5 protein-coding genes are annotated in these 4159 nt (G+C 71.6%); 4 read left to right on the top strand and 1 reads right to left on the bottom strand.

What is annotated here, in order from left to right; translation table 11 throughout:
* From rsmI to AC07XS_RS15690, 3 genes are all read left to right on the top strand, one after another.
* Positions 1-842 (top strand): 16S rRNA (cytidine(1402)-2'-O)-methyltransferase (rsmI, locus tag AC07XS_RS15700; RefSeq protein ID WP_321208189.1); only part of this gene is annotated, 842 nt, incomplete at its 5' end.
* Positions 839-1258, top strand: a complete 420-nt coding sequence (locus AC07XS_RS15695; protein WP_007390284.1) for a YraN family protein — start codon at positions 839-841, stop codon at positions 1256-1258. The genes rsmI and AC07XS_RS15695, both read left to right, overlap by 4 nt.
* Before the next feature lie 9 nt (positions 1259-1267).
* On the top strand, positions 1268-2083 hold the full coding sequence (locus AC07XS_RS15690; RefSeq protein WP_182715184.1) for a SirB1 family protein: 816 nt from the start codon (positions 1268-1270) through the stop codon (positions 2081-2083).
* On the opposite strand, the gene AC07XS_RS15685 is transcribed toward AC07XS_RS15690, so the two are convergent.
* On the bottom strand, positions 2080-3333 hold the full coding sequence (locus tag AC07XS_RS15685; protein ID WP_182715183.1) for a UbiH/UbiF/VisC/COQ6 family ubiquinone biosynthesis hydroxylase: 1254 nt from the start codon (positions 3331-3333) through the stop codon (positions 2080-2082). The two genes, AC07XS_RS15690 and AC07XS_RS15685, sit on opposite strands and share 4 nt — an antisense overlap.
* A gap of 133 nt (positions 3334-3466) precedes the next feature.
* On the opposite strand from AC07XS_RS15685, the gene AC07XS_RS15680 reads away from it, so the two are divergent.
* The coding region (locus AC07XS_RS15680; protein ID WP_182715182.1) for a DNA translocase FtsK 4TM domain-containing protein at positions 3467-4159 on the top strand (693 nt) is incomplete at its 3' end.

Genomic DNA, 4159 nt, shown 5'->3' with positions numbered 1-4159 from the left:
CCCCCCCGCCCCGGCGGGTGGAGCCGGGTCTCTATCTGGTGGCGACGCCGATCGGGAACCTGCGCGACATGACGCTCAGGGCGCTGGACGTGTTGGCCGCCGCCGACCTGGTCCTGGCCGAGGACACCCGCGTCACCGCCAAACTCCTGTCCGCCTACGGACTGAAGGCGAAGCTGGAACGCTGCGACGACCACGCTTCCGGTCGTGCGGCCGAACAGGCGATCGAGCGCCTCCGGAGCGGCGAGGTGGTGGCCTTGGTCTCCGACGCCGGCACGCCCCTGGTGTCCGATCCCGGCTTCGTCGTCGCCCGCGCCGTCATCGCCGAGGGCCTGCCGGTCCACCCCATTCCCGGCCCGTCCAGCCTGCTGGCCGCCCTGTGCATCGCCGGCCTGCCCGCTGACCGCGTCCTGTTCGCCGGCTTCCTGCCGCCCAAGACCGCCGGGCGGACCGCCGCCCTGGAAGGGCTGAAAGGCCAGCGCCAGACCCTGGTCTTCTTCGAAAGCGGGCCGCGCCTGCGCGACAGCCTGACCGACATGGCGGCCGTTCTCGGCCCTCGCCCGGCCGCCGTGGCGCGTGAATTGACCAAGCTGTACGAAGAATGCGTGCGGGGATCGCTGGACGAACTGGCGGTCGATCCCCGACTGGATGCGCCCAAGGGGGAGATCGTCGTGGTCATCGGCCCCGGCGAGGCGGAGGAGGCGACCCAGGCCGACGCCGACGCGGCCCTGACCGACGCCCTGACCCGGCTTTCGACCGGAGAAGCCGCCTCAGAAGTCGCCCGCGCCCTGGGCCTGAACCGCAAGACCCTGTACCGCCGCGCCCTGGAGCTTCAGGGCAAGTGAGCCCCCGCCTGCCACGCCCGACGCCAGAGCGACGTCCGAAGGCGGCCTGGCGTCAGGCCAAGGGGGGCGCCGCCTTCAAGGCCGGCCATGCGGCGGAATGGATCGCCGCCCTCTGGCTGATGCTGAAGGGCTATCAGATTCTGGGGTTTCGGCTGAAGACCCGCTCCGGCGAGATCGACCTGCTGGCCCGTCGCGGCCGAATCCTGGCCGTGGTGGAGGTCAAGCGCCGCTCCCGGCTCGACCTCGCCGTCCTGGCGCTGAAGCCCACTCAGCACGATCGGCTGGTTGCGGCGGGCGAGGCCGTCCGCCGCAACCGCCCGGCCCTGCAACCACTTGAACTGAGAATTGATATGGTGGCGCTGGCTCCCAGTCGATTTCCGCGTCATCTTCGCGGCGTTCAGAGGCGCGGGAACTGAAGGGATCGCATGACCCGGGAAGAAGCCGAGGCCATCCTGACGTCGGCCGGTGAGGGCGGCGACGAGGGCTTCCCCCTGCTGGAGGCGGCGATCGCCTGCGCCATCCACGATCATCCCTTCCGTGACCCCCAACCCGTCCGCACCCTGGCCCGCAGCGCCTGCGAAAGGCTGAAGGAGCGGGTCGGGGGCGAAAGCCCGGACGAGGCCCTGTCGGAAACCATGGCCGCCGACCTGCGTCTGAACGGCGACCTGCTCCATTACGACCATCCCGCCAACACGGATCTGATCGAGGTGGCCGAGCGCCGCCGCGGCCTATCCGCCGCCCTGGCGGTCTTCTATCTCCACGCCGCCCGTGCGGCGGGGCTGAAGGCGGCGGGGGTGGACTTCCCCGGCCATTTCCTGGTCCGGGTCGAGACGGCCGAGGGTCCGGTGGCGCTCGATCCCTTCAGCCAGGGTCGGCTGGTCCTGCCCAGCGAACTGACCCGGCGGGCGCTTCGGGCCGGTCTGACGCCGCACGTCGCCGACCGGCTGGACCTGTTGATGGCCCCGGTCAGCGATCGTCAGGCCTTGATCCGGCTGCAGAACCTGCTGTTCAGCCGCGCCATCCGCAGCCACGACTATGAGGCGGCCGAACGCTCGGCCCTGCGCCGGGCCCTGCTGGACCCGGAAGACCACCGGCCCTGGCTGGACGTCGCCGCCGCCCGCGAGAAACAGGGCGCGCTGACCGGTTCACTGGAGGCCCTGTCGCGGGCTCGCGGCCTGGACGGCGTCGAAGAAGCGCGTCGATCTACGACCTTCGAGCGCGTTCGAATGCGGTTGAACTAGACCGGTTCGCCGCGCAGCAGCCGCGGCAGGTCGCCGGTCGCCCCGCCCGCCTCCTGCATGAAGGCCCGGCGCAGCGGCCCGATCCGGTTCACCGCCGCCATGCCCAGATCCCGCATCAGCCGGACCGGGCCGATGTCGTTGGAGAACAGCCGCACGAAGGCGTCGAAACCTGCCGCCAGGGCGGCGTTGTCGAACCGGCGCCAGCGGGCGTAACGCTCCAGAACCGTCTCGGCCCCCAGATCCTCGCCCAGTCGCGCGGCCTCGGCAAGAACCTCGGCTAAGGCGGCGGCGTCCTTCAGCCCCATGTTCAGACCCTGGCCCGCCACCGGATGCACTCCGTGGGCGGCGTCGCCGATCAGGGCGAGACGCGGCGCGACCAGTTTTTCGGCGAGGCTGAGCGACAGCGGATAGACGAAGCGCGGCCCCTCGACTGAGACCCCGTCCAGAAAGGCCCCGAACCGCCGCATCAGATGCGACTGGAAGGCCTCGTCCGAGGCGTCGCGCAGGGCCTCGGCCCGCCGGGTCGTCTCGGTCCACACCAGGCTGGCCCGCTGATCGGTCAGGGGAAGGATGGCGAAGGGGCCGCTGGGCAGGAAATATTCGTGGGCGACATTGCCGTGGTCGCGGCCCAGCCGGACCGTGGCCACCACCCCGCTCTGGCCATAGGCCCAGCCGACCGTCTCGATCCCGGCGGCGCGGCGCACGATCGAGCCCCGGCCCTCGGCTCCCACCACCAGGGCGGCGGTCAGGATCGAGCCGTCGGCCAGGGTCACGGTCGCCTTGCCAGCATCCCGCTCGACCGAGACGACCGAAGCCGGCGCCCGCACCTCGATGCCCGCCGCCGTCACCGCCTCGGCCAGTGCCGCCCGGATCCGCCGGTTCTCGACCATATAGCCCAGGGGCTCGCCCCCGGTCCGCCCGCCGATCTCCTCGGCGTCGAAGCGCAGGAAGGCCGGCGACGCCGCCCGGCTGGCCGCGCCCGGCCGACGGCCGTCCGTGACGAGAATGTGATCCATCCGGCACGCGTGCGGCCGCAGGGTTTCGCCCAGGCCCAGGGCGTCCAACATCCGGAAGGTCGAAAAGGCGATCGCGGTCGAACGCCCGTCGAAGCTGGGCGCCAGCTGGGCGCTGAACGGCTGCGGATCGACCAGCACCACCTTCAGCCCGCCCTGCGCCGCCGCCAGGGCGAAACTTGCCCCGGCCAGGCCCGCGCCGGCGATGATGATGTCGTAGCGTTCGGTCTCTGCCATGGCAGGCTTGTCGCGCCGCACGCTCAAAAGGTCCAGAGGACGGTTTGTCTCCGGCGCCTGGTAAATGAGCCCTTAACCCTGGGGATGCGACAAGGCGGGTCGAACGTCAGCCGCCCGGAAGGTCTCGCCTTTCATGTCCACCGCCCTCGCCGTCGGCCGCCAGGCCTGGATCAGCGCCCGTATCCTTTGGGAGGCGCCCTTTGTCGTGCGTTTCCGGGGTGTGCTTCAGGCCCTGCTGGCGACCCTGCTGCTGATCGCCCTGATCTCCTGGAATCCGGCCGACGCCAGTCTGAACGCCGCCTCCAGCCTGCCGACCACCAACTGGCTGGGGGCGAACGGCGCCCTGTTTGCGGACCTGTTCATGCAGTCCCTGGGTCTGGCCGCCTGGCCCGCCGCCCTGCTGGTGATCGCCTTCGGCCTGGCCCGCGCCATCGGCGACGCCATCCAGCAACGTCTGAAACCCAGCCCGATCAAGGCCCTGTCGGCCACGGCCGGAACCCTGCTGTTGTCCGGGGCCCTCGCGGCCCTGGCCGCGCCCGCCGCCTGGCCCTTAGCCGCCGGCCTGGGCGGTCTGTGGGGCGACGCCCTGACCGGCCTGACCGCCCAGGGCCTGGCCGCCCTGAGGATTCCCGGCGGGCGGATCATCGCCGGATTGCTGTTCCTGGGCGGCGGCCTGTGGCTGACGGGCTTCGCCATCGGCCTGCGCGCCATGGACTTCATCGACGCCCTGCACTGGGGCCGCTCGCTGCGCGCCCCCGCCGCGCCCCCGCCTGCCGTCGCTGCCAAAAAGCCGCGCGCCCCCGCACGCGAAAAGGCGGCGCCCAAG

Source organism: Brevundimonas sp. GW456-12-10-14-LB3 (assembly GCF_059424365.1).
The sequence above is the reverse complement of the archived record's forward strand: the minus strand, read 5'-3'. Positions and strand labels throughout refer to the sequence as shown.